The 25,047-nt window shown below is 64.7% G+C and carries 25 protein-coding genes; 14 read left to right on the forward strand and 11 right to left on the reverse strand.

Annotated features, from left to right (window positions below):
* Window positions 1-20: 20 nt before the first annotated feature.
* The gene (locus UNPA324_RS12895; RefSeq protein WP_128918439.1) at window positions 21-476 is read left to right on the forward strand and encodes a RidA family protein; all 456 of its coding nucleotides are present in this window, start codon (window positions 21-23) and stop codon (window positions 474-476) included.
* A gap of 35 nt (window positions 477-511) precedes the next feature.
* On the opposite strand, the gene UNPA324_RS12900 is transcribed toward UNPA324_RS12895, so the two are convergent.
* Entirely contained in the window at window positions 512-1,240 is a 729-nt protein-coding gene (locus tag UNPA324_RS12900) for a CBS domain-containing protein (RefSeq protein WP_128918438.1), read from the reverse strand.
* 322 nt (window positions 1,241-1,562) lie between these two features.
* Between UNPA324_RS12900 and UNPA324_RS12905 the strand changes: the two genes are divergently transcribed.
* Entirely contained in the window at window positions 1,563-3,302 is a 1,740-nt protein-coding gene (locus tag UNPA324_RS12905; protein WP_246667167.1) for a PHA/PHB synthase family protein, read from the forward strand.
* Here the strand turns inward: UNPA324_RS12905 and UNPA324_RS12910 are convergent.
* From UNPA324_RS12910 to UNPA324_RS12920, 3 genes are read right to left on the reverse strand one after another with little or no spacing between them, the layout of a single operon-like run.
* Window positions 3,299-4,270, reverse strand: coding sequence for a CHAD domain-containing protein (locus tag UNPA324_RS12910; protein ID WP_128918436.1), 972 nt, complete (start codon window positions 4,268-4,270; stop codon window positions 3,299-3,301). The genes UNPA324_RS12905 and UNPA324_RS12910 overlap by 4 nt on opposite strands.
* Window positions 4,257-5,819: a bifunctional aminoglycoside phosphotransferase/ATP-binding protein gene (locus UNPA324_RS12915; protein WP_128918435.1), complete on the reverse strand. Its 1,563-nt coding sequence runs from the start codon at window positions 5,817-5,819 to the stop codon at window positions 4,257-4,259. The genes UNPA324_RS12910 and UNPA324_RS12915 overlap by 14 nt, the downstream gene beginning before the upstream one ends.
* 24 nt (window positions 5,820-5,843) lie before the next feature.
* A complete protein-coding gene (locus tag UNPA324_RS12920) occupies window positions 5,844-6,827 on the reverse strand; it encodes a zinc-dependent alcohol dehydrogenase family protein (RefSeq protein ID WP_128918434.1) in 984 nt (327 codons plus the stop codon).
* Between the two features lie 164 nt (window positions 6,828-6,991).
* On the opposite strand from UNPA324_RS12920, the gene UNPA324_RS12925 reads away from it, so the two are divergent.
* Together UNPA324_RS12925 and UNPA324_RS12930 are read left to right on the forward strand one after the other, a co-directional pair.
* The gene (locus UNPA324_RS12925) at window positions 6,992-7,831 is read left to right on the forward strand and encodes a universal stress protein (RefSeq protein ID WP_141934828.1); all 840 of its coding nucleotides are present in this window, start codon (window positions 6,992-6,994) and stop codon (window positions 7,829-7,831) included.
* A gap of 67 nt (window positions 7,832-7,898) precedes the next feature.
* Window positions 7,899-10,592, forward strand: a complete 2,694-nt coding sequence (locus tag UNPA324_RS12930; RefSeq protein ID WP_128918432.1) for a bifunctional acetate--CoA ligase family protein/GNAT family N-acetyltransferase — start codon at window positions 7,899-7,901, stop codon at window positions 10,590-10,592.
* Window positions 10,593-10,601: 9 nt separating this feature from the next.
* Here the strand turns inward: UNPA324_RS12930 and UNPA324_RS12935 are convergent, their stop codons facing one another.
* Together UNPA324_RS12935 and UNPA324_RS12940 are read right to left on the reverse strand one after the other, a co-directional pair.
* Window positions 10,602-11,090 (reverse strand): phage holin family protein, encoded by a 489-nt coding sequence (locus UNPA324_RS12935; RefSeq protein WP_141934829.1) that lies wholly within the window; start codon window positions 11,088-11,090, stop codon window positions 10,602-10,604.
* A complete protein-coding gene (locus UNPA324_RS12940; protein WP_128918430.1) occupies window positions 11,091-11,366 on the reverse strand; it encodes a hypothetical protein in 276 nt (91 codons plus the stop codon).
* A 174-nt stretch (window positions 11,367-11,540) separates the two neighbouring features.
* Here UNPA324_RS12940 and UNPA324_RS12945 point away from each other — a divergent pair, with 174 nt between their 5' ends.
* From UNPA324_RS12945 to UNPA324_RS12955, 3 genes are read left to right on the forward strand one after another with little or no spacing between them, the layout of a single operon-like run.
* Complete coding sequence (locus tag UNPA324_RS12945; protein WP_128918429.1) at window positions 11,541-12,677, forward strand: ABC transporter permease; 1,137 nt, start codon at window positions 11,541-11,543, stop codon at window positions 12,675-12,677.
* Between the two features lie 2 nt (window positions 12,678-12,679).
* Window positions 12,680-13,447, forward strand: a complete 768-nt coding sequence (locus UNPA324_RS12950) for an ABC transporter ATP-binding protein (RefSeq protein ID WP_181769381.1) — start codon at window positions 12,680-12,682, stop codon at window positions 13,445-13,447.
* A gap of 3 nt (window positions 13,448-13,450) precedes the next feature.
* Window positions 13,451-14,554 (forward strand): ABC-type transport auxiliary lipoprotein family protein, encoded by a 1,104-nt coding sequence (locus UNPA324_RS12955; protein ID WP_141934831.1) that lies wholly within the window; start codon window positions 13,451-13,453, stop codon window positions 14,552-14,554.
* A 6-nt stretch (window positions 14,555-14,560) separates the two neighbouring features.
* On the opposite strand, the gene UNPA324_RS12960 is transcribed toward UNPA324_RS12955, so the two are convergent.
* Window positions 14,561-14,878, reverse strand: coding sequence for a c-type cytochrome (locus tag UNPA324_RS12960; RefSeq protein WP_128918426.1), 318 nt, complete (start codon window positions 14,876-14,878; stop codon window positions 14,561-14,563).
* A gap of 154 nt (window positions 14,879-15,032) precedes the next feature.
* Between UNPA324_RS12960 and UNPA324_RS12965 the strand changes: the two genes are divergently transcribed.
* The 3 genes from UNPA324_RS12965 to UNPA324_RS12970 all read left to right on the forward strand — a co-directional run bounded on the left by UNPA324_RS12965 (window position 15,033) and on the right by UNPA324_RS12970 (window position 16,964).
* Complete coding sequence (locus tag UNPA324_RS12965) at window positions 15,033-15,746, forward strand: helix-turn-helix domain-containing protein (RefSeq protein WP_128918425.1); 714 nt, start codon at window positions 15,033-15,035, stop codon at window positions 15,744-15,746.
* 95 nt (window positions 15,747-15,841) lie between these two features.
* Window positions 15,842-15,967, forward strand: coding sequence for a hypothetical protein (locus UNPA324_RS35950; RefSeq protein WP_283810243.1), 126 nt, complete (start codon window positions 15,842-15,844; stop codon window positions 15,965-15,967).
* Window positions 15,968-16,235: 268 nt separating this feature from the next.
* Window positions 16,236-16,964: a Crp/Fnr family transcriptional regulator gene (locus UNPA324_RS12970; protein ID WP_128918424.1), complete on the forward strand. Its 729-nt coding sequence runs from the start codon at window positions 16,236-16,238 to the stop codon at window positions 16,962-16,964.
* Between the two features lie 10 nt (window positions 16,965-16,974).
* Here UNPA324_RS12970 and UNPA324_RS12975 read toward each other — a convergent pair whose 3' ends face one another.
* Window positions 16,975-17,751, reverse strand: a complete 777-nt coding sequence (locus UNPA324_RS12975) for a cyclase family protein (RefSeq protein WP_128918450.1) — start codon at window positions 17,749-17,751, stop codon at window positions 16,975-16,977.
* A 296-nt stretch (window positions 17,752-18,047) separates the two neighbouring features.
* Here UNPA324_RS12975 and UNPA324_RS12980 point away from each other — a divergent pair, with 296 nt between their 5' ends.
* From UNPA324_RS12980 to UNPA324_RS12995, 4 genes are all read left to right on the forward strand, one after another.
* A complete protein-coding gene (locus UNPA324_RS12980) occupies window positions 18,048-19,019 on the forward strand; it encodes a TRAP transporter substrate-binding protein (protein WP_128918423.1) in 972 nt (323 codons plus the stop codon).
* A gap of 65 nt (window positions 19,020-19,084) precedes the next feature.
* Window positions 19,085-19,636 carry a TRAP transporter small permease gene (locus UNPA324_RS12985; protein WP_128918422.1) on the forward strand — a complete coding sequence of 184 codons (552 nt, stop codon included), beginning with the start codon at window positions 19,085-19,087 and terminating at the stop codon, window positions 19,634-19,636.
* Window positions 19,627-20,919, forward strand: coding sequence for a TRAP transporter large permease (locus UNPA324_RS12990; RefSeq protein ID WP_128918421.1), 1,293 nt, complete (start codon window positions 19,627-19,629; stop codon window positions 20,917-20,919). The genes UNPA324_RS12985 and UNPA324_RS12990 overlap by 10 nt, the downstream gene beginning before the upstream one ends.
* A gap of 23 nt (window positions 20,920-20,942) precedes the next feature.
* On the forward strand, window positions 20,943-21,749 hold the full coding sequence (locus UNPA324_RS12995; RefSeq protein WP_128918420.1) for an SDR family NAD(P)-dependent oxidoreductase: 807 nt from the start codon (window positions 20,943-20,945) through the stop codon (window positions 21,747-21,749).
* Between the two features lie 9 nt (window positions 21,750-21,758).
* Here UNPA324_RS12995 and UNPA324_RS13000 read toward each other — a convergent pair whose 3' ends face one another.
* From UNPA324_RS13000 to UNPA324_RS13010, 3 genes are read right to left on the reverse strand one after another with little or no spacing between them, the layout of a single operon-like run.
* On the reverse strand, window positions 21,759-22,457 hold the full coding sequence (locus UNPA324_RS13000) for a molybdate ABC transporter substrate-binding protein (RefSeq protein ID WP_128918419.1): 699 nt from the start codon (window positions 22,455-22,457) through the stop codon (window positions 21,759-21,761).
* Complete coding sequence (locus UNPA324_RS13005) at window positions 22,454-24,580, reverse strand: xanthine dehydrogenase family protein molybdopterin-binding subunit (RefSeq protein ID WP_141934832.1); 2,127 nt, start codon at window positions 24,578-24,580, stop codon at window positions 22,454-22,456. The genes UNPA324_RS13000 and UNPA324_RS13005 overlap by 4 nt, the downstream gene beginning before the upstream one ends.
* The gene (locus tag UNPA324_RS13010) at window positions 24,577-25,047 is read right to left on the reverse strand and encodes a (2Fe-2S)-binding protein (protein WP_128918418.1); all 471 of its coding nucleotides are present in this window, start codon (window positions 25,045-25,047) and stop codon (window positions 24,577-24,579) included. Before UNPA324_RS13010 ends, UNPA324_RS13005 begins: the two co-directional genes overlap by 4 nt.

Here is a 25,047-nt window from a genome sequence, read left to right on the forward strand (position 1 = left end):
AGAAGGATGAAGAATTGTCCGTGACGACGCCGAAAGGCCCGCAGCTCGCGGTGCTGACAGCAGCCGAGGATGACACCCGTTCGCGCGTGCAGGTGCTCCAGCCGTCGGGCTGGCCGATGCCGAAGGGCTACGCCAATGGCATGGCCGCCGAGGGGCGCATCGTCGTCACCGGCGGGGTGATCGGCTGGGATGCCGAGGAGCGTCTCGCCGACGGCTTCGCCGCCCAGGTGCACCAGACCTTGAGCAACATTGCGGCGATCCTGGCCGAAGCCGGCGCGCGGCCCGAGCATCTCGTGCGGCTAACCTGGTACGTGGTCGATATGGACGAGTACCTGTCCAACCTGAAGGAGCTCGGCAAGATCTACCGTGCCATCTTCGGCGCGCATTACCCCGCGATGGCGCTGGTGCAGGTGGTGCGCCTCGTGGAGAAGGCGGCACGCGTCGAGATCGAGGCCACCGCCGTCATTCCGCGCTGAAGCGTCTGGCTCAGCTCGCCTCGTCAGCTCGCCTGTCAGCTCGCCTTGGCGAGCTCGTCGTCCTCGGGCGAGTTCAGATAGATGCCCGACATGGTGTCGACCCAGCACAGATGGTCGTGCACCTTCTTCACGCCGTCGACGTTCTCCGCGGCGACCATCGCGGCCTGCCGTGTGCGCTCTTCGGTGATGACACCGCTGAGGTGAACGATACCGTCACGGACGATGACGTTCAGGCCGAACGGGCACCAGTCGTTCTTCTCCATGGTTTCGATGATGCGGCTGCGAATGTGGTCGTCATCCGCCGTCGGATCCGGCACTTCGCGGGCGAGTCCCGCCACCGCCTGCAGCAGATTGGCGCGCGATACGATCCCGACGACCTTGTCTCCGCGCACGACCGGCAGCCGCTTCACGTTGTTGCGTTCCATGAGATCGACGATCTCGGCGAGCGCCGTATCCTCCGTGATGGTGACGGGCGTGTCGGTCATCACCTCCGAAACCTTGCGGCCGTGCTCGTGGACGAAATCGCTGGCGGATTTGCCCGGACCCAGGATGAACCGCAGCCAGCGTCCGCGCTTGCGCCCGGTGCCGATCTCGCTGCGGCGGATGAAATCTCCTTCAGAGACGACACCGACAAGCTTGCCGGTGTCATCGACCACTGTGAGGCCGCTGACATGCCGCTTCAGCATGATGTTTGCCGCCTCGACGATGCTGGTGTCGGGGGCGACCGAGATGACCGACCGGGTCATGATCTGGTGGGCGCGCATGGATAACTCCGCTGGCTTTGTCGAATTTTGATGCGCGAAAACTAGCCCGAGCGGCGGGGTACGGCTTGACCCAGGTCAATGGGAGGAGCCCGTCCGCACCGATGAAGCAATTGTGATCCGGGCCTTAGGTTTGATGCAGCTCAACGCTTCTGCGAAAGCTCGCCCTATCGTTCCGCCGACTTAGAAGCAGCCCTTGGGATCATTGAGCCATGAGCGTCGTGCAGATATTTCCGCGGGCCGAAGAGCCGGCAGTGCAGGCTCTTCCCGTCGACCCCCCGCGGGTTCCGAAGCTTCGACGGTACGCGCCGAAAAGCCCGCAGAAATGCCAGCTGCCGCCGACCCTTTGCCTGCATCGGAGCCATATCCGCTCGACCGCGCGTTTCACGCGATGCTGGCGCGGTTCACGGGCGGCCTTTCGCCGCTGGCCCTGTCGCTCGCCTGGCTCGACTGGGGTTCGCATCTCGCTGCGGCGCCGCAACGCCAGATGGAAATTTCCCGCAATATCCTCCGCGACACTGGCCGGTTGGCCGAAGCCGTCGCGCACGCGATATCACCGGAGCAGAAGCCGTGGTCCGTGGTTCGGCCGCAGGGACGGGATCGCCGCTTCAGTGGACCGCAATGGGAGGCCGCGCCGTTCAACCTGCTGGCGCAGGCGTTTCTGCTCGGAGAGCGCTGGTGGCGCGATGCCGCGACGGGCGTGCGCGGCGTGTCGCACGCCAACGAAGCCATCGTCGAGTTCTCGATGCGGCAGATGCTGGACATGCTGGCGCCGTCGAATTTCGCGGCGACCAATCCGAAGGTGCTGGAGAAGGCGTTCCAGAGCGGCGGGGAAAATTTCGTCTTCGGCTGGCAGAACTGGTACAGCGATCTGATGCGTTTTCTCTCCAACTCGAAATTGGCGGACGACGGGCAGTTCGCGGTCGGCGACACCGTGGCGGTTTCACCCGGCAAGGTCGTCTACCGCAACGAGCTGATCGAGCTGATTCAATACCATCCGACCACCGCGCAGGTGCGGCCCGAGCCGATCCTGATCGTGCCGGCCTGGATCATGAAATACTACATCCTCGATCTCTCGCCGCAGAACTCACTGGTCAAATATCTGACCGACCAAGGTTTCACCGTATTCGCGATCTCCTGGCGCAACCCGGATGCGAGGGATCGGGATCTTGCCTTCGACGACTATCGCAAGCTGGGGGTCATGGCGGCGCTGGACATGATCGGCCTGATCATGCCGGGTCGGAAGACCCATGCGCTCGGCTATTGTCTGGGGGGTACATTGCTGTCGATCGCCGCCGCCGCGATGGAGCGCGACGGTGACAACCGTTTCGGCACGGTCACGCTCCTTGCCGCCCAGACCGACTTCACCGAGGCCGGAGAGCTAACGCTCTTCATCAACGAGAGCCAGGTGGCCTTTCTCGAAGACATGATGTGGCAGCGCGGCTATCTCGATACGACGCAGATGGCTGGCGCCTTCCAGCTGCTGCGTTCCAACGAATTGATCTGGTCGCGTCTGTCACATGACTATCTCATGGGCGAGAGCGCACCGCCGAGCGACTTGATGGCCTGGAACGCGGACGCCACGCGGCTGCCTTATCGCATGCACTCGGAGTATCTGCGCAAGCTGTTCCTCGACAACGATCTGGCGGGAGGGCGCTATCTCGTCGGAGGCAGGAGCATTTCGCTCTCCGATATTCACGCGCCGATGTTCGTGGTCGGCACGCTCGCCGATCACGTGGCGCCATGGCGATCCGTCTACAAGATCCACTATCAGGTGGATGCCGACGTGACGTTCCTGTTGACCAGCGGCGGTCACAACGCCGGTGTGGTTGCGCCTCTTGAGGAGCCCGGCCATAGCTATCAGGTGCTGACCAAACCTGCTGATGCGCCCTATGTTGGTGCGGATGAATGGCTGGAGCTGGCCCCACACGTTGAAGGATCGTGGTGGCCGGAATGGGCCAAATGGCTGGCGGCGCGCTCCGGCGCACCCTGCAATCCGCCTCAGATCGGGCTTGGAGACGCCCTCGGCCTCCCGGATGCGCCGGGAGACTACGTTCACACCTAGACCTCCGGCTCAGAGCTCGGCGCGAGCTCCGAGGAGCGGAAGGCCTTGGCCTTGTCCAGCTTCCGATAGGCCTCCGCGGCCGTTCGCAACAGCTTCTTTTCCCGCTTGCGATTGAGGAAGCGATTGCTCGCATCGAGGCCGGCCCCGTTCAACGACGCCGCCAGCGCTTGTCCCCGCGCATCGTCGTTCAATTGTCCGAGCGAGCGTTGCGCCTTGCGCAATTGCTTGAGGATCGACTTCTGCCTCGCCGCCGTCCCATCAGCGAACAGATCCTGGAGCGACTCGATCGAATAGGTCATCCGCTTGTTGAGAAGGCGTAGTTTGTGGCGTTTCTCGACGTCGAGCTTGCGGAGCTTTCGCGCTTTCTTGAGCAGCGTCGTTTCCCATTCGGTCAGTCGCTCGGTCGCATGGTCAGCGAGCGTGCAACGGCGCAATCGGATGGCTTCCTTGCTGCGCCGGGTCGACCAGGGGCCGCTCTCGATCCAGGTCGAGGTCTGCTCGACGAGGCGGCGGTACCGCGCGGATTGCAGCGCGCGCGCCAGCTGGCGGTGGCTCTCGACGCGCCTTTCGTCCCAATGATGAAGCTCGGCGATCACGGCGAGTTCGTTGCCACTCTCAGCGACGACCCGCTCGATCGCCACATCGAGGTCTCGCACCATGCCGAGCTGACCGTTCAGCCATTTCAGCTCGGCCCAGACATTCGGCCGCAGGGCGTCGTCGACCATCGGCGAGAAGAAGCGGATAGCGGTGCGCAGATGCGTCAGCGCGATCCGGATCTGATGCAGCGCGTCGGGATCGCCACGGCTGGTGCCGTCATGCTGGGCGATGATGGCGGCGAGGTGGCGGCGCGCGATGATCCGGAACGCCGTATCGCAGGCCATGCCGGGGCTGAGGCGACCGGGCAGGGCATTGCGCCGCGCTGCCGGCGTGGCGCGAGCGGCCGTCGAGGTCGTGCTAGGTCGCGCCATCTTTGCCCGCGCCAATCAGATTGCCCTGTTTGCCTTCAGCGATCGCGCTCCGGCAGTTCTGGAGCGTCTGCTCTTGTGTCCCGGATGCATCGATGGTCGCCCAACCGACATGGCCGATATTATAGTGCTCTTGCAGCGCGGCAACCTCTTGCGTGGCGTCCGATGCGTCTTCCCGGCGGCTTCCGATCCGTGTCTGCCGGGTCGCGAGGTCCGCAACCAGAAACAGGCCGTTCAGCGGCACGTTGCCCTCGCGCGCCAGTGCGGCGATCGCGTCCCGTTCGTCCTCGCGGGCGAATACGCCGTCGATGATTGCCGAATGGCCTTGCGCCAGCACCCGCCGGGCATGCTGAGCCAGCGTGTCGTAGACGCGGGCCGCATGCTCCGGTGTGTAGGCGGACGGTGGCAGGCGGTGGGTGTCCTCGACCCCGAACATCTGCTTGCGGACGAGGTCGCTGCGCAGCACGACGGCTCCGGGTGGCGGTGCGATGCCGGGCGCGAGCGCTTGCGCCAGAACGGTCTTGCCCGTGCCTGACAATCCGCCGACCGCAATCAGACGCGGAGCGGCAGGATGGATCAGCATCCTGGCGAGATCAAAATAACGCTGTGCCTGGTCCAGAATGTCGAGATCATCGGAATGCGGCGGCCTCAGCCGCGCCAGGGCCACCTGGGCGCGGATCGCCGCCCGGATGGACATGAACAGCGGCAGGGCGGAGAGCGCGTCGAGATTATCGGCGGGCGTCGCGGCGAGATAGCGGTTCAGGACGACGTTGGCCGCGCGTGGCTGATCGTGGTGCAACAGGTCCATCAGCGTGAATGCGAGATCATAGAGCACGTCGACGGTTGCTATCTGCGCATCGAACTCGATGGCGTCGAACAGCACGGGCCGGCCATCGATCAGAACGATGTTTGCAAGATGCAGATCACCATGGCAGCGGCGCACGAAGCCCTGACGGCCGCGCCCTGAAAGCAGGGGACGAATACGTCGAAATGCCTCGTGCGAGGCACGGCCGAGCTTTTCGATGTCTTCCGGATTGAAACGTCCGCCAGCCCGCAGGCCGTGACCGTTGCCGTCAATCAGGCCGGGGATGGATGACACCCATGCTCTGCCGTCGGCGCCGGTCGCCGCCACGTGCGAAGCCACGATCGCGTCGGCGGTAGCCGAGGCGAGCGCCGGATCCAGCGGGCTGGCCTTTGCCAGATGATCCAGCGTCCTGCTTTCGTCGAAGCGCGACATGTCCACCGCGTACTCGATCGGCCGGCCGGGGCCGCCGACCTGCACCGATCCATCCGGCTCTTCCGTGATCGCCACGACGCGATGATAGATCTGCGGGGCCAGCGGCCGGTTGATCCGGATCTCCTCCTCGCACGCCGCCTTGCGCTTCTCGAGCGTCGAATAGTCGAGGAAGGGAAACCGGACGGCGCGCTTGATCTTCAACGCGCGCTTCCCGTCGAGGAACACCGAGGCTCCATGCGTGTCGATTCGCGTTACGCCGGGATGGCCGGTCAGCGTCCGGAAGATCCGCTCCTGGGCCGCCAATTCATCTGTCATGGAAACGGGCATCCGAAACCACCATCAGGGCGTCAGCACAGCCGCGCCGAGAATCTGGCCGGCTCGCAGCATGGTCAGAACTTCGTTGGCCTGATCGAGCGGAAAGGCCGTCGTTTCGGTGCGCACGCCGGCTTGCGGAGCGACTTTGAGAAAATCGAGGCCATCCTGCCGGGTCAGATTGGCGACCGAGACCAACTGCCGTTCCTGCCAGAGCAGATCATACGGAAAGCTCGGAATGTCGCTCATGTGGATGCCGGCGCAGACGACACGACCGCCTTTGCGGACAGCGCGCAGCGCGGCCGGGACAAGCTCGCCTGAAGGTGCGTAGATGATCGCGGCGTCGAGCGGCTCCTCGGGCATCTCATCGGAGGACCCCGCCCAGACCGCGCCGAGACGACGGGCAAGGTCTTGGGCAGCGGCATCGCCGCGTCGCGTGAATGCATGGACGGATCGTCCCTGCCAACGCGCGACCTGCGCAATGATGTGGCCCGCCGCGCCAAAACCATAGAGGCCGAGCCGCTCGGCAGGGCCGGCCAGCACCAGCGAGCGCCAGCCGATCAGCCCTGCGCACAGCAGAGGCGCAATCTCCACGTCGCTCCCCTCCTCACCGAGGGGAAAGGCGTAGCGTGCGTCGGCGATGGTGTGGGTCGCGTAGCCGCCGTCGCGTGTGTAGCCCGTGAACAACGGTGCGTCGCACAGGTTCTCCATGCCCTCGCGGCAGAAGCGACAATGCCCGCAGGTGAAGCCGAGCCAGGGAATGCCGACGCGATCACCGGGCGCATGCGTTGTGACATACGGGCCCACGAGGTCGACCCGACCGACGATCTCGTGGCCGGGCACGATCGGATAGCGAATGTCAGGCAACTCGGCGTCGACGAGATGAAGATCGGTCCGGCATACCCCACAGGCGCTGATCTTCACGCGCAGCTGACCCTCGCCAGGCATCGGGTCGGGCCGCTCCTCCATCTGGAGCCGCGTTCGTGGGGCCGGCAACACCATCGCACGCATGAGTCTCTCCGGGGCAAACGGCTCCGCTGGATCATCCATAGAATAGCCGTGTGGCCAGTCCTTGACGTCGGTCAACGCGCGTGGCGGACCGAGTTTCATTAGCTTGACGAGGATCAAGCGTCTCGATGAAAGCCGGTCTATTGTGGTGGCCGAGGAGAATTCCGATGCCCATCAAGGACGTCTTTCTGCCGCTTGTCGGCCGGCCGCGCGGGCCGGCCCTGGCCGCGATCGAGAAATGCGTAGCCGTCGCCGCCGATCTCGGCGCCAGGATCACCGCGCTCGGGCTTGAGGAAGACGTTTTCGAGCGGCCGAGGGTGATGCTGCCCTACGATCGCGATTCCGCGGAGACCAGCGGTTCGCGTGAGGCTGGCGACATGCAGCAGCTCCTGAACGCATTCACCAATGCGACATCGCGCGCCAATCTTCGCGCTCAGAGCCGAGCGGGCAAGGTGCCGGCGGACCAGATCGCGGCGATCCTGGCCGAGCATGCCCGTTTCAGCGATCTCACGCTGCTTCCGGTGAAGCCGCACGACAGCCGAACGGAGAGCATTGTCGAAGCCTTCTTGTTCGAATCCGGCCGGCCGCTTCTGCTCTGTCCAGAACATCTCGCGGACGAACTTCGGCCTGAATTCGAGAACGTCATGATCGCCTGGAATCACTCCGCGCGTGCGGCGCGAGCGGTCGGCGACGCGTTGCCTATTCTTCGGGCTGCCACCTCGGTCCGGGTGGTGACCGTGGTCGAGGATAAGACCGAGGCGGTCGTACAATCCGGAACGGCTCTCGTCGATCATTTGAGGGAACACGGGGTCCATGCTTCGTTCGAAACGACGAAAGGCGGCGGCAGCTCGATCGGCAAGGTCCTGGGAAGCTGGGCGAATTCCCATGGCATGGATGCGATGGTGATGGGCGCCTACCATCATTCGCGCCTGAACGAGATCGTCTGGGGCGGTGTGACAAAGACCGTCATTGGCCAGCCACCGTGCTGGGTTATGATCTCGCACTAGGCTCGCCACCTTTCTCGGCCTGATCGTCAACCATCGGAACCGCCGCTGACCCGGCGCATTTTCTTTCATGTCAATCTATCGTTTGAACAACCTGCTGTCGCCACGCTCGGTCGCGCTCGTCGGGGCGAGCGCCCGTCCGGCGTCCGTGGGACGCGCGGTCCTGGAGAATATTCGCAAGGCCGGATTCAAGGGGCAGTTTGGCCTCGTCAATCTGCGCCATGCCGAGATCGGGGGCGTCGCGGCGGTGAAGAGCCTGGACAGGCTGGACTTTGTGCCCGAACTCGTGGTCATCACCGCCCCCGCGGGCGAGATTCCAGGCATCGTCGACCAAGCCGGGCGTCGCGGGTCTGCGGGCGCGCTGATCGTCTCGGCCGGACTCGGCCAGGGACCGGGATCGCTGCACGAGGCTACAAGCGCTGCCGCCCGAAAATACGGCATGCGGCTGATCGGGCCGAACTGCCTCGGCATCATGATGCCCGGCGTCAGCCTGAATGCCAGCTTTGCCGCGCATATGCCGGGGGCGGGTAGTCTCGCGCTGATCTCGCAATCGGGCGCGATCGCTGCCGGCATGGTCGATTGGGCCGCGCAGCGCGGCGTCGGCTTCTCCGGCATCGTCTCGATCGGCGATCAAATCGACGTCGATATTGGCGACCTGCTCGACCATTTCGCGATGGATCAGAAGACCCGCGCGATCCTGCTCTACATCGAGGCCATCAAGGACGCGCGCAAGTTCATGTCGGCGGCGCGCGCCGCCGCGCGCGTGAAGCCGGTCGTCGTGGTGAAGTCCGGCCGCATGGCGCAGGGCGCGAAGGCGGCTGCCACGCACACCGGTGCGCTCGCCGGTTCCGACGCTGTCTACGACGCGGCGTTCCGCCGCGCGGGCGTCCTGCGGGTCTCCGATCTGCGTGAGCTGTTCGATTGTGCCGAGACACTCGGCCGTGTCGAATCGCCGACGGGAAAGCGTCTCGGTATCCTGACCAACGGTGGCGGCATCGGCGTCCTTGCGATCGATCGATTGGTGGAACTCGGAGGAATTCCGGCAACCATCTCGGCTGAGGCGCGAAAGAAGCTCGATGCAGCGCTGCCGTCGACCTGGTCCGGTGCAAATCCCGTTGACATCGTGGGCGATGCCGACGCCTCGCGCTACGCGGTGGCGCTGGAGGAGCTGCTGGCCGATCGTGACAACGACGCAGTCCTGGTCCTCAACGTGCAAACGGCGATCGCCTCGGCCGCCGAGATCGCCACGACCGTGACGGAGCTCGTCAGAAAATATCGCGAGCAGCACCGCAGCTGGGCGAAGCCCGTATTGGCGGCCTGGGTTGGAGCCGACCAGCACATCATTCAGACACTCTCCAGCGCCGGTGTACCGAACTATCCGACCGAGGACGACGCCGTGCGCGGCTTCATGCATCTGGTCCGGCACCGCGAAGTGGTCGAGGAGCTGAGCCAGGTTCCTCCCGCGATGCCCGACACGTTCATTCCGGACGCGAGGGGCGCGAGGCAGATCGTCACCGCCGCGATCGCGGACGGCCGTCAATGGCTCGAGCCGGTCGAGATCAAGCACCTGCTCGAAGCTTACGACATCGCGATGGTGCCGACCTATGCGGCGACCGATGTCGAGCAGGCGGTGGCCTATGCGAACGACATCTTCGCACAGGGCGACACCGTCGTGCTGAAGATCATGTCGCGGGACATCGTCCACAAATCCGACGTCGGCGGCGTCGTTCTCAACCTGACCACGCCTGAAGCAGTCCGAGGGGCCGCCACGGGCATTATCGCGCGTGCGAAGAAGCTGCGTCCGGAGGCGCGCATCGGTGGCGTCATCGTCCAGGCGATGGTCGTCAAGGCGAAAGCGCGCGAGCTGATCCTGGGCCTCGCCGACGATCCGACCTTCGGCACGGTCGTCGTCTTCGGCCGGGGCGGGACGGCGGTGGAGATCATCAACGACAAGGCGCTCGCGCTGCCGCCGCTCGATCTGCAGCTGGCCCGCGACCTGATCGAGCGCACGCGGGTGTCGCGGCTGCTCCGCGCTTACCGAGACGTGCCGGCTGTGAAGCCGGACGCGGTCGCCATGGTGCTGGTCAAACTGGCGCAGATGGCGGCCGACATTCCCGAGATCCGCGAATTCGACATCAATCCGCTGCTGGCGGACGAAACCGGCGTGACCGCGGTCGACGCCCGTGTTGCGGTTGGGCCGCCGCAACGGAAGTTTGTCGGTTCCGGCCCGGCTAATTTCGCCGTTCGCGCCTATCCATCGCAATGGGAGCGCCGCCTCAAGCTCAAGGACGACTGGCGCATCTTCGTGCGGCCCATGCGCCCCGAGGACGAGCCGACCATCCACGAATTCCTCCGTCACGTCACGCCACACGACCTTCGCCTGCGGTTCTTCGCGCCGATGAAGGAGTTTACCCACGAGTTCATCGCGCGCCTGACCCAGCTCGACTATGCGCGCGCGATGGCCTTCATTGCATTCGACGAGGCGACCGGCGAAATGGTCGGCGTGGTTCGGCTCCATTCGGATTCGATCTACGAGAGCGGCGAATACGCGATCCTGCTGCGGTCCGATCTCAAGGGCAGGGGGCTCGGCTGGGCGCTGATGCAGCTGATCATCGACTACGCCAAGTCGGAAGGATTGAAGGCCATATCGGGCGACGTGCTCAAGGAGAACGCCGTGATGCTCGAAATGTGCCGGCACCTCGGCTTCGAGGTCAAGCCGGATCCGGCCGAGCCGGATATCTGCGACGTCAGGTTGAAGCTCTAAGCGCGCCCGTCAGGAGCGCGCTTCGGCCGAATTTGCCGCGGCGGAGGACTTGGGCGTCGTCCGCAAGTTCTTGATGATGACCGCGATCAGCGGGACCAGCACCGGCACGATCGTGCTGAGCGGATGATGCACCGCGCCGGACATCTGGGCCTGGAGCGCGCGCGCCTCGAGCTGAAGGGCTTCGATGGAGGTGTCGTGAATCTCGTTGGCGAGCTCGATGTCACGGCCTGACGGAGCGCGACCGGCGATCACGAAGAGAGCGGCCGCGATGGCAAAATTGACGGCGCCGAGGATGGCCGCCGCTGCAATTGCACTCCAGATCTGAACCAGCGCGAAATAGGCCGACAACTCCAGCATCAGAAGCCCGAACGCCGCGGTCAGCGCCGCAAAGGCACGCAGCCCGAGGCCGATCAGCAGATGGCGCAGCCTGATGTCCGCGATGATCCTGTCGGTGCGCCAGAGCACGCGCAGGTGTTTGACCACATTCTCGCTATTCACCTAGTGTCTCCTCAGCATGAAGCCGACGACCACGCCGAGCGCGAAGGCCGAGGCGAGCGATGTGATCGGACGGTCCGCAACGAGGCCTTGAAGCTGCTCCTGCTCTTCGTCCACGGTCTCGCCGAGCTCGGTCAGCGCGGCCCTGATCTGGTCGGCCAGTGCTTCGGCGCGATCTTTCGAGCTTTCGAACATCTCCTCGCCCGCGGTGCTCAGCAGGCGTGTGACGTCAACCTTCAGCGCGTGCAATTCTTCGCTCATCCTGTCACTGTTGAACATGGACTCGATATCCCCATTGAACGGAAGCAAGCCTAGGACCCGCGGGTGCGATCGCGCTTGATTTGCGTCAATCGGCGGCGTGGTCCGGGACTTGAGACAGGTCAAGCGGGCGGCCATATGCTGGCCTAGAAAAGCCGTCTGAATGGGGACCGATTGTCCCGATGAGGTGGAAGCGTGAACCACGAGCCGCTGTTGCTCGCAACGCCGTCCGGCGACGAGCTGAAATTGCGCCCTGAAGGGCCCTGGACTGCCGCGAATGTGGTCACGCTCGAGACATTGTCCCGGACGGTCGGAGCCGACGTCGATCGGTCGCGCGTCGTTACCCTCGACATGTCGGGCGTCAGTGCGCTCGACACGCTCGGCGCCTGGGTCTTGGAGAAGCTGTCGCGCAGGGCTGCATCGTCAGGCAGGTCGGCAAAATTCGTCGGCGTTGCCGACCATTTCAGCGGGCTTATGGACGAGGTGCGTCAGGTCAACCGTAATGCGCAGGCCCCGACGGTTGCACCCAACCCGGTGCTGGCGAGGCTGGGCGATCTCGGCAAATCCACGGTCGGCGCGCGGGAAGACATCACGATCTTCCTCCAGATGCTCGGCGCGTTGTTCATGGCGGTGATTGGTGTGCTGCGACGGCCGGGCTCGCTGCGGCTGACCTCGCTGGTCTATCAGCTCTACCGCATCGGGTGGCAGGCGATCCCCATCGTCGCGCTGATCACCTTCCTGATCGGCGCCATCATCGCGCAGCAGGGTTTTTTCCACTTCCGCAGATTCGGCGCGGAATCGTATACTGTCGACATGGTCGGCATCCTGGTGCTGCGCGAGCTCGGCGTGCTGATCGTCGCCATCATGGTCGCCGGCCGGTCGGGAAGCGCCTACACCGCCGAGCTCGGCTCGATGAAGATGCGCGAGGAGATCGACGCGCTCTCGACCATGGGGCTCGATCCGGTCGACGTCCTGATCCTGCCGCGCGTTGCGGCTTTGGTCATTGCGCTGCCCATTCTCACCTTCATCGGATCGATTGCCGCGCTCTATGGCGGCGGTCTCGTCGCGCAGTTCTATGGCGACATGGGGCCGGCGATCTACCTCGCGCGGCTGCACGAGGCCATCTCCGTCACCCATTTCGAGGTGGGCATCATGAAGGCGCCGTTCATGGCGCTGGTGATCGGGATCGTGGCCTGCAGCGAGGGATTGCGCGTCAAGGGCAGCGCGGAGTCGCTGGGGCGGCAGACCACGACCTCGGTCGTGAAGTCGATCTTCCTGGTGATCGTGCTCGACGGCCTGTTCGCGGTCTTCTTTGCCTCGATCGGAATGTGACGATGGATGCATCGCAAGACCAGTTCGCGATCCGCGTCCGTGACCTCGTGGTCGGCTTCGGCCGTCAGAACGTGCTCGACCATCTCTCGCTCGACGTCCGCCGAGGCGAGATCCTCGGGCTGGTGGGGGCGTCCGGCGGCGGCAAGTCGGTGTTGATGCGGACCATCATCGGTCTGATCCCGCGCCGGGGCGGAACCATCGAAGTCATGGGACAACCCACCGGCGGTCACGATCGAGGCGCAGCTACGACATGGGGCATCCTGTTCCAGCAGGGGGCGCTGTTCTCCTCGCTGACGGTCCGCCAGAACATCCAGTTTCCCTTGCGCGAAAATCTGGTCCTGTCGCAGGAGCTGATGGACGAGATCGCGATCGCCAAGCTCGAAATGGTCGGCTTGCGCGCCCAGGACGCGGACAAATATCCGGCGGAGCTGTCCGGCGGCATGACCAAGCGCGTGGCGCTGGCCCGCGCGCTCGCACTCGATCCGCCGATCCTGTTCCTGGACGAGCCGACCTCCGGCCTCGATCCGATCGCCGCCGGCGATTTCGACGCGCTGATCAAGACGCTGCAAAAGACGCTGGGGCTGACCGTGTTCATGGTGACCCACGACCTTGCGAGTCTGACCACGGTCTGCGACCGCGTCGCCGCGCTCGCCGACGGCAAGATCGTGGCGATTGGCCCGATGCGGGAATTGCTGCAATCCGAGCATCCCTGGGTGCGCGCTTATTTCCACGGCAAGCGCTCACAGATGCTGCAACACGAGATGAGATGAGACATGGAAACCCGCGCTCCCTACGTGCTGATCGGCAGTTTCGTGCTGGCCGCGATCCTTGCGGTGTTCGGCTTCGTCTACTGGCTGAACAACACCGGCGGCATCGGACCGCGTACGAACTACCACGTGCAATTCCAGGGGCCGGTCCCGGGTCTTCTGGTCGGCGCCGGCGTGCTGTTCAACGGCATCCGTGTCGGTGAGGTGACCCAGCTCGGGCTCGCGCCGGACAATCCGCGTTTCGTCAATGCGACGATCTCGGTTGCGACCGCCACCCCGGTCCGTTCCGACACCAAGGTCGGCCTCGAATTCCAGGGCCTGACCGGCGTGCCGGTGGTGACGTTGGAGGGCGGCGTGATCGTCGCCAAATCCGGCGAGCCGCTGACCCTGATCGCCGAGGCCGGCGCCGGTCAGAGCATGACGCAGGCGGCGCGGGATGCGCTGCGGCGGGTCGACACGGTGCTTCAGGACAATTCCGGCCCGCTGAAGGACACCATCGCGAATTTCAAGTCGTTCTCCGACGGGCTCGCGCGTAACACCGGCAAGATCGATAGCATTCTGGCTGGCCTGGAGAAGATGACCGGCGGCGGCGCTCCTGCGCAGAAGGTCACCTACGACTTGCACTCGCCGCAGAACCTCGGGCCGGCCGGCAAGACGCTTCCCGCGTCACTGGCCATTCCCGAGCCGAGCGCGGTCGCCATGCTGCAGACCCAGCGCATGCTGTTCGCGCCCGTCGGGGACAGGCCGGGCTTTGCCGAGTTCCTCTGGGCCGACAGCATTCCGAAATTGGTGCAGGCGCGCCTGATCGACAGCTTCGAGAATTACGACATCGCCCACGCCCCGCTACGTACGACCGACCTCGGTCAGGCGGATTACCAGCTCCTGATCGACATCCGGCGCTTTCGGATTGTGACGGAGGGCGAGACACGGGCCGAGATCGGGCTGTCGGCGCGGATCGTGGACAAGAACGGCAAGGTGGTTGCCTCGCGCCTGATCGAGACCAGCGAGAAGCTCGACAAGGTCGAGCCGGCCGCCGCAGTCGCCGCCTTCGACGCGGCCTTTGCCCGCATCGCCAAGGAGCTGATCGGGTGGACCGTGCAGGCGGTATGACGCCGTCTATTCCAGCGTTTTCAGGTAGGACAGAAGGTCGTGGATCTGGTCCGGACTGAGTTCGAAGGCCGGCATGTCGGCGTGACCGGTGTAGATCCCCTCTGCCAGCGCCTCGCCAAGGGTCTCGATCGGATAACGCCGATGCAGGGTGCGGAGCGGGGGGGCGCCCTCGAGCGGGCTTCGGGAGGCGCGGTCGATCGCGTGGCAGCGCGCGCAATTGGCCCTTGCAAAGGCCTTGCCGCGCTGTTCGGCGGTCGGGGCCGCCAGCGCAGGTGTCATCAGAAGCAGCCCAATCAGACCGTGACGCAGGGCGCTTGGCAGCATGGAAAAGTGATCCCGTCGAACTCTGGAGGCAGAATAAGACGGGGATGCCATCCAAATTTGATCTGAGTCAATTGGCTTTGGCGCAGTGCAGTAAAATCCAGCCGCGCGATGGACTCGGCCTGGTGTCGGGGGCAGCCGGCGCGGGGAGCGGTGGATGAAGCCTTCCGTGGTCACGATTGAGCCGAACGGGCATTTCTGCAACGATTGCGCCGTACGCGGAGCGGCGGTTTGTTCGTCGCTGGACGCGGCCGAGCTCAGGGAATTCGAGCATCTCGGGCGCCGCGTTCATTTTGACGCGGGCGAGACCGTATTCTCCGAGGAGGACATCACAACCTCGTTCTACAACGTGCTCGATGGCGTCATGCGGCTGTACAAGCTGCTGCCCGACGGCCGACGTCAGATCGTCGGCTTTGCCTTGCCCGGCGATTTCCTGGGGATGAACATATCCGGCCGGCACAATTTTTCGGCCGATGCGATCGGCGTCGTGACTGTGTGCCAGTTCGCGAAGGCCGCCTTCGGACGCTTCATCGAAGACCGGCCGCAGCTGCTGAGGCGGATCAATGAGCTGGCCATTCGCGAGTTGGGCCAGGCACGCGATCATATGGTCCTGCTCGGCCGCCGCTCGGCGGACGAAAAGGTCGCCACCTTCCTGCTCGGCTGGCGTGAACGGCTGGTCGCGCTCAAGGGGCTGTCCGACACGGTTCCTCTTCCGATGAGCCGTCAGGACATCGCCGACTATCTCGGCCTGACCATCGAAACCGTCAGCCGCACCTTCACCAAGCTGGAGCGTCATGGCGTGATCGAGATCATTCATGGCGGCATCAGCCTGCTCGATCCTGCCCGCGCCGAGGCGCTGGCCGCAGCCTGACACTCCGTCCGGGACGGCCTCCGACGTTTTTGATCTCGATCAATGACACCGGCCGGCTGCAGCAAAATAATGCTACAAACTATCGGGAGGGAATAATGCCTGCGGACGCGTTGCTGGTGACCGTTGTCGTCGTCGCGATCTTCGTCGCATTTGCCGCAGCCTTGGCTTGGGCGGACCGGCAAACCAGCTCAGGCCGGCTCGATCTGGATTCCAAGCGCTGAACTTTCGAGTTCTCGTCCGCAAGACGGCCGACGCTCGTCCGGCAGGCTCCGCCGTTCGTTAGCGCCTCAACACAATCACAGCTTGCGCAATCTGCAACTCTGCAGCGATCAAAACGCATCGGCGCATCCTTCGGATGCGGGCTCCGGCTCGACCGCGGCTTTTTCGCGGCATTTGCCTCAAATGGCGCGCGTGCTTTCCGGTTGAAAAGCCTGATAACGTTGACTACGCAGGAACCTCAGTGCCTCGCAGTCTTAGGAGCCCCGCGGCGTGCCTCAGGACAAGACCGGCGACCCTCGACAGTTGGCGGGCAACAAACTATCGGTCCTGCGCAAGCACCCGATCTTCGCGGATCTGGAGCCGGAAGCGCTCGATCAGCTCTGCCGCTACGCCAAGCACACCACCGTGAAGCGCGGCGCGACGATCGCCGCCAAGGGCGATCCCGGCAACAATCTGTTCGCGGTGATCTCGGGCACGGTGAAGATCTCCTCCTCCTCGCCGGACGGGCGGAACGCCATTCTCAATCTGATCGGTCCCGGAGAGATCTTCGGCGAGATCGCGGTGCTCGACGGCGCGCCGCGATCGGCCGATGCGACCGCCAACACCAATTGCGAGCTCTACATCATCGATCGCCGGGATTTCCTGCCGTTCGTGAAGAGCCAGCCGGCGCTGGCGATGAAGTTCATCGAGCTGCTCTGCGCGCGCCTGCGCTGGACCAGCCAGCAGGTCGAGCAGGTGATCCTGCAGAACCTGCCGGGCCGGCTGGCGAGCGCGCTGCTCGGTCTCACCGAGGAGCGCAAGTTCGACTCCGGCAGCGGCACGCTTGCGATCACGCAGCAGGAGATCAGCGAGATGGTGGGGATGACGCGCGAGAGCATCAACAAGCAATTGCGCGCCTGGGCCGGCCGCAACTGGGTTCGCCTCGAGCACGGCGCCATCGTCGTGCTGGATATGGATGCGCTGCGCGAACTCGCCGAGAGCGGCCTCGACGGCGAGTGATGCCGTCCGCCTAACTGTCGATGATGGCAACCGCGCGGGTCCAGCCCGCCGAGGCGCGTTCGATCTTCACCGGAAAGCATGAGACCGTGAACCCGGTCGAGGGCAGCTGGTCGAGATTGTGCAGCTTCTCGAGATGGCAATAGCCGATATGCCGCCCCGCCTTGTGGCCCTCCCAGATCAGGCCGGCATCTCTTGTTTCGGCATATCTCTTCGCGGTGTAGACGAACGGCGCGTCCCAGCTCCAGCCGTCGGTGCCGGTCAGCCGCACGCCGCGTTCGAGCAAATACATGGTGGCTTCATAGCCCATGCCGCAGCCGGAATTCACGTATTCGGCCTTGCCGAACTTTGCGCCGGCGCTGGTGTTGACGACGACGATCTCCAGCGGCGACAGCGTGTGCCCGATGCGCTTCAATTCCTTCTCGACGTCGTCGGCGCTCGCCACGTAGCCGTCGGGCAGATGCCGGAAGTCGAGCTTCACGCCGGGCTGAAAGCACCATTCCAGCGGGACCTCGTCGATCGTCCATGACCGCTCGCCGCGGTTCATGGTCGGATGGAAATGCCAGGGCGCGTCGAGATGCGTGCCGTTGTGGGTCGACAGCGACACCTGTTCGACGGCCCAGCCCTGTCCGTCCGGCAAGTCCTTCGCCTTGAGCCCCTCGAAGAATTGCAGCATGCGGGGCAGGCCCTGCTGATGGTCGATATACTGGATGGTCGGATGGTTGCCCGGCGGATCGGCCGTCACGTCGTTTCTCAGCGGCACCGAGATATCGATCAGCTTCCGCGGCATGGGCATTCCTTCGAGATGGTCCGCTGTGTCGGTCATCTTGAGGTGCCTCGATTGCTGGCGTCAAGTCACGTGCCGGCGACGTCAGCCTGCCCGCCTTACCCCGCCATAATGCGAATTGCGCCAGAAATCGATCGATGCAACTGTTGCATCGATCGATGCCGGATTTGGCTTGGACAGAGAATGCCGCCCGCCCTACGGACGACATTGGCGCTTGACTTCACGCCTGAGGTGGAGCGACCCAAGGCGGCTCGCAGCATCTGCCGACAACGACATAATCAACCCCGGAGGAAGCCCAGATGAAGACACTCACCGGCATCATCACAGCCGTTGCACTGGCGGTCACAGCGCCCCTGGCGACCGCGCGTGATTTGCGTTCCGCCGACGTCCACCCCGCCGATTATCCGACCGTCGAGGCCGTCAAGTTCATGGGCAAACAGCTCGCGACGGCGAGCGGCGGCAAGCTCGGCGTGAAGGTGTTTCCCAATGGCGCCCTGGGCTCGGAGAAGGACACCATCGAGCAGCTCAAGATCGGCGCGCTCGACATGATGCGGATCAACGCATCGCCGCTCAACAACTTCGTGCCCGAGACCATCGCCCTGTGCCTGCCCTTCGTCTTCCGCGACACGCAGCACATGCGCACCGTGCTCGATGGGCCGATAGGCGACGAGATCCTGGCCGCCATGGAGCCTGCGGGCCTGGTCGGTCTTGCCTATTACGACAGCGGCGCCCGGTCCATTTACACCGTCAAGGCGCCGGTCAAATCGCTCGCCGACCTCAAGGGCCTGAAGATCCGCGTCCAGCAATCCGATCTCTGGGTCGGCATGATCCAGAGCCTCGGCGCCAACCCGACGCCGATGCCGTATGGCGAGGTCTATACCGCGCTGAAGACCGGCCTGGTGGACGCTGCCGAGAACAACTGGCCCTCCTACGAGTCGTCGCGTCACTTCGAGGCCGCCAAGTTCTACAACGTTACCGAGCACTCCCTGGCGCCCGAAGTCCTCGTGATGTCGAAGAAGGTCTGGGACACGCTGAGCAAGGAGGATCAGGCGATGATCCGCAAGGCGGCCAAGGAGTCGGTGCCGGTGATGCGCAAGCTCTGGGACGAGCGTGAGCAGGCCTCCCGCAAGACCGTCGAAGCCGCCGGCGTTCAGGTCGTCACGATCGCCAACAAGCAGGAATTCGTCGATGCGATGAAGCCGGTGTACCAGAAGTTTGCCGGCGACGAGAAGCTGCAGAGCCTCGTCAAGCGTATCCAGGACACGAAGTAAGAACATCAGGGCGGGTCCGGCGTCGCCGTGAGGTGACACCGGACCCTCGCCGGGGGAGACGCGGGATGACAGACCCACACGTCGCAGATCACGAGCATGACGCGGTCACCGGACGCCCGTCGACCGGCTTGCTGTCGCGGATCAATGCACCTGTTGCGCGCGCGGGGATGTATCTCTCCGTGACCGGACTGCTGGTCATCGTCGCCATCGTATTCTACCAGGTGTTCGGGCGTTACGTGCTCAATTCCAGCCCGACCTGGACGGAGAACCTCGCATTGGTGCTGATCCTGTATGTCACGCTGATCGGCGCCGCGGTCGGCGTGCGCGATGCAGGGCACATTGGCATGGACAGCTTGCTGGTGATGCTTCCGGATCCCGTGCGAGAAAAGATCGAGCTTGCGATCCATGTGCTGGTCGCCGTCTTCGGCATTGCCATGGCCTATAACGGCTGGATCCTCGGGGCGTCCGTAGGCACCGTGAAGATCCCCAATCTCGGCCTTCCCGAGGTCATCCGCTACGTGCCACTGATCGCCTCCGGCATCCTGATCGTCTCCTTTTCCATCGAGCACATCATTGCTCTCTTGCGCGGCGAAGAGGTCGTCCCCTCATGGAACTGATCATCCTCGGTGCCACCTTCTTCGGCTTCCTGGTCCTCGGCGTGCCGGTTGCCTTCGCTATCGGCCTCTCGGCGATCTGCACCATCCTCTACGAAGGCCTGCCGGTCGCCGTCATCTTCCAGCAGATGATGTCGGGGATGAACATCTTCTCGTTCCTCGCGATTCCCTTCTTCGTGTTCAGCGGTGAGCTGATGCTGCATGGCGGCGTCGCCGACAAGATCGTCCAGCTCGCCAAGAATCTCGTCGGACACATCCGCGGCGGGCTCGGCATGTCGAACGTGGTCGCCTGCACACTGTTCGGCGGCGTCTCAGGCTCGCCCGTGGCCGACGTGTCGGCGATGGGCGCGGTGATGATCCCGATGATGAAAAAGGAAGGGTTCGACACCGACTACGCCGTCAACGTCACCACCCACGCTTCCCTGGTTGGAGCGCTGATGCCGACCAGCCACAACATGATCATCTATGCCCTGGCCGCCGGCGGCAAGGTCTCGATCGGCGCCCTGATCGCCGCCGGCCTGCTTCCGGCGCTGGTGCTGATGGTCTGCATGCTGGTCGCCGCCTACGCCGTCGCGGTCAAGCGCGGTTATCCCGCCGGCAAGTTCCCGGGCTGGGCCGAGGTGTTCCGTTCGTTCGCGGCCGCGCTGCCTGGCCTTCTGATCGTCGGCATCATCCTGGCGGGCATCCTGTCCGGCGTCTTCACGGCAACCGAATCCGCGGCCGTCGCGGTCACCTACACGATCCTACTGACGTTCTTCATCTACCGCACCATGACCCTGCAGAATTTCCTGCGCGCTGCCGCCAAGGCGGTGAAGACGACGGGCGTGGTGCTGCTGCTGATCGGCGTCTCCACCATGTTCCAATATCTGATGGGGCTCTATGAAGTGGCCGACTTCGCCGGCGACCTGATGAGCAAGGTGTCGTCGCAACCCTGGATGATCTTCCTGCTCATCAACGTCATTCTGTTCGTCCTCGGCACGTTCATGGACATGGCAGCGACCATCCTGATCTGCACCCCGATCTTCCTGCCGATCGCGATGAAGGCGGGCATGGATCCGGTGCAGTTCGGCATGCTGATGCTGATCAACTGCGCCCTTGGGCTGAACACCCCGCCGGTCGGAACGACCCAGTTCGTGGGCTGCGCCATTGGTGGCATTTCGGTGGGCGCGGTGATGCGCACCATCCTGCCGTTCTACGCTGCACTGATCGCAGCTCTGATGTTCGTGACCTACGTCCCCGCGTTCTCGCTGTGGCTGCCCCGCCTGCTGATGGGCTACAAGGGATAGCAGCAATACAGGAGAATTCGTTCGTGACTGACTATCGCAAGCTCTTCGATCTCACCGGCAAGACGGCCGTGGTGCTCGGCGCTGCATCCGGCATCGGCAAATCGTCTGCCGAAGCGCTGGCCGGGCTCGGCGCCCGAATCGTCTGCGCCGATCGCGCGCTTGACGCTGCCGAGGCGACCGCTGCCGGCATTCGCGACAAGGGCGGCTGGGCCGAAGCGGCTAGCTGCGACGCCGCGAGCGCCGCGGACGTCAATGCGCTCGCCAAGACCGTAATGCAGAAGTTTCCGCGGCTCGACATCGCCGTGACGACGCCCGGGCTCAACATCCGCAAGACCATCCTCGACTATACCGAGGAGGATCTCGATCGCGTCCTCAGCCTCAACGTCAAGGGCACCGTCTGGTTCTTCCAGGCCTTCGGTCGCATCATGGTCGAGCAGAAGGGCGGCAGCATCATCGCCTGCTCCTCGGTACGGGCGGTGACCATCGAGCCGGGCCTCGGCGTCTATGGTTCGACCAAGGCGGCGATCGGCCTTCTGGTGAAGGGCTTTGCCTCCGAGGTCGGCCATGCCGGCGTGCGCGTCAACGCCATCGCGCCCAGCATCGCCGAGACCGCGCTCACCGGTCCGTTCAAGCAGCGGCCCGACATCTACAATCTCTATGCCGGCCACACCGTGTTCAACCGCTGGAGCAGTGCCGACGAGGTCGCGACCGCCGTCGCCTATCTCGCGTCCGATGCCGCGAGCTATGTCAGTGGCAGCACACTGTTCGTCGATGGCGGCTGGACCGCCGTCGACGGTCCGCCGACCGGTCTCACCCAGCTGCATAAATAGGCTTCGCGCCTAGCCGGTAAAGCCCATGCGCTGGCGCAGATCTCTCCGATCTGCGCCAGTCAGCAGTGCGATCAGCGCGGCGGCCTCCTTTGGATGTGCGGCTCGTACGGTTACGCCGGCCGTATACATCGTCACGAGCGCGTAGCCCGGCGGCAGCGATCCTGACAACGTGAGGCCGTCGGTTGCGATGATCTCGGTCGCCTGCGTGCATCCGATCGGGCGTGCCGCCGTCGATGCCGCGAGCTCACGCATCGCAGTCGCGCCGTTCGGAAAAATCTTGAGGCGCGAGGCGACTTCATAGGCGATGCCGAGCTGGTCCAGCACTTTTGCGACGTGTTGGCCCGCGGTCGAGGCCTTGGTGTCGGGGACGTAGATCGCGTCGGCACCGCGCAGCACCTCGCGCAGATCAGCCTCGGTCTTCACCGTCAGCTTGGGATCGCGACTGCGGACCGCCAGGGCGGTCTCGACCCGGCCGACATCCGTGAGCGAGGATGGGGCGACGAGCTTCTCCTCGGCGAGCTTTGCAAGCAGCGCCTGCGTCAGGATCACGAGATCGGCCGGCGTACCGGCGCGCAGCTTGTCGGCCATTATGCCGACCGCGCCGAATTCACCGTCAATGCCGAATCCGGTCTGCGCCTTGAAGGCCTCCGCGAGGCCGCGCACCAGGCCTTGCGCCGCGCCGCCGCTCAAGATGTTCAGTGTCGTCAAGACGCACGCTCCATGGCTGCAATGATCTTGTCGCGCGTGATCGGCAGGTCGCGTACGCGCACGCCGAGACAATCGTAAACTGCATTTGCGATTGCCGCCGTCACCGGGCCGTGAGCAGCTTCGCCGGCGCCGACCGGTTCGATCTCCGGCCGCTGGATGATCTCGACGTCCACCGCCGGCACCTCGCTGAACGTCAGGATCGGATAGTCCGTCCAGGAGGTCGAGGTGATGCGGGTCCGGTCGAAGCGGACACGCTCCTTCAGCACCCAGCTCGTCGCCTGGATCGCGCCGCCCTCGATCTGATTGATGACGCCGTCCGGATTGATGGCTTCGCCGACATCGACTGCAAGCGTCAGCCGCTTCACGCGGATATCCTCGGCGCCCTCGATCTCGGCGATCGCGGCGCAATAGGCGCCGGAGTTCTTGTAGCGGGCGAAGCCGACGCCGTGACCGATGCCGGGCCGCTTCTGCGGCTTCCAGGCGGCGCGCCGCGCCGCGGCGCGGATCACGTCCTTCGCGCGCTCATCGCGCAGATGGCGCAGGCGGAATGCGATCGGGTCCTCACCGCGCAAGGCTGCGATCTCGTCGAGCAGGGACTCGATGGCGAACACGTTGCCTTGTGCGCCGAGAGTCCGCAGCGCCGAGGTGCGCACCGGCATGGTCAGCCGCCGGTGACTCGTGATCGTCCAGGCTGGAAAGTCATAGAGCGGAACGGAGTTGCGGTCGCCGCCGCCGCCATTGGCCGCCGGCGGGTTGGTCGAGATCATGCGCGGATAGGGATTTGTGATCTCGGTCGCCGCAAGCAGCGCCGGCTGCGCCGCGCGTCCCGGCCTTGCGGCGTGGCCGTTGCTCCAGATCGCATGGCGCCAGCCGACGATCTCGTTGTCGGCGCCGAGATCGGCCTCGATCTCGATGGCCATGGCCGCGCCAAAGGGCGCATGGGACATCTCGTCATGGCGCGACCATTGCACCCGCACCGGACGGCCGCCGGCGGACTTGGCGAGCAACACGGCATCGAGCGCGACGTCGTCGGCGGCGTTGTGCCCGTAGCAGCCGGCGCCCTCCATGTGCTCGACCACAATGTTCTCCGCCGGCAGCTTGAGCACGATCGCGAGATCGGTGCGGAGCAGGTAGACGCCCTGGCTGTGCGTCCAGACATGAATGCGATCGCCGTCCCATCGTGCCACAGCGCAGGACGGCGCGATCGAGGCATGTGCGATGTAAGGGCGGGTATATTGCCGGCGGAGGGTTTGGGCGGGCTTGCGGGCTGGCCCCACCGTCCTGGTGTCGATGACGGTGGTCTCGACCGGCTGGCTCTTCAGGAAGCCCGCCAGATCGTCTTGATCGGGCAGCGGCTCGCCGGCCGTCCATGTCGCGCCCTTGCGCAGAGCCTTGAGGGCTGCGTCCGCCGCCGCCTCGGTGTCGGCGACCACGCCGGCAAAACCGCCGTCGCGAACCACCGCAACCAGGCCGGGGACCGCGCGCGCCGCCTTCTCATCGAGTGCGGTCAACTTGGCGCCCGAGATATCCGGCCGCAGCACGCGTCCGTGCGCCAGTCCTGGCAGCGCAAGGTCGTGGATGAAGCGCGGTCGTGCGAACACCTTGTCGGGAATGTCGACGCGCTGGACCGAATGTCCGGCGACGTTGCGCTTGTCGGCGCCCTTCGCAGCCACGTCCGCGGCGGCATCGTGGTCGAGCGAGACCTCGCCGCTCAATTCCCAATAGCTGGTCCTGACATTGCCGGGACCCAAGATCATTCCGTCATCGACATTGAGCTGCGACATGTCGACGCCCAGACGTTCCGATGCCGCGCAAAGGAAGCGCTGGCGCACGTCGGCGCAGACATGGCGGAGCGCGCGGCCGGATTGCTGGATCGACAGGCTGCCCGAGGTGACGCCCTCGTTTGGGCTTATCGCCGTTGAGGCGCGGACCATCTCGATCCTGCCGATATCGACGTCGAGCTCGTCCGCCGCGATCTGCGCCAGCGCCGTGATGATACCCTGGCCGATCTCGACCTTGCCGGGCGAGATCGCGACACGGTCGTCATCGGTGAACCGCACCCATGACGACAGTTTTGGATTGGCCGCGAGGCTGACCGGCAGTTTCGGGGCAGGGGACGTCATGACGCCGCCATCTCCGCAGCCGCACGCAGCACGGCGCGGACCATGCGGTTATGCGACCCGCAGCGGCACAGATTGCGGTCCAATGCGGCTCTGACCTCTGCCTCCGTCGGTGACGGATTGCGCTTCAGCAGCGCCGCGGCGCTGACGAGGATCCCCGCGACGCAATAGCCGCACTGCATCGCCTGTTCGGCGATGAAGGCGCGTTGCAGCATATGCGGTTGCTCTGACGTGCCGAGGCCCTCTAACGTCACGACGTCCTTGTCCGCGACCGACCACAACGGCATGTCACAGGAGGCCATCGCATGGTCGCCGACCATAACGTAACAGGCGCCGCACTCACCAGCGCCGCAGCCGAAATGCGCACTGGTGACGCCGAGCCGACCGCGCAGCACATCGAGCAGCGTCTGATCGGGATCGGCATCGACAGCCATGGCACCGCCGTTGAGGCGGAATTGAATGGTCGGCAT

The organism is Bradyrhizobium sp. UNPA324, from assembly GCF_006658635.1.
GTDB classification, from domain to species: domain Bacteria; phylum Pseudomonadota; class Alphaproteobacteria; order Rhizobiales; family Xanthobacteraceae; genus Bradyrhizobium; species Bradyrhizobium nanningense.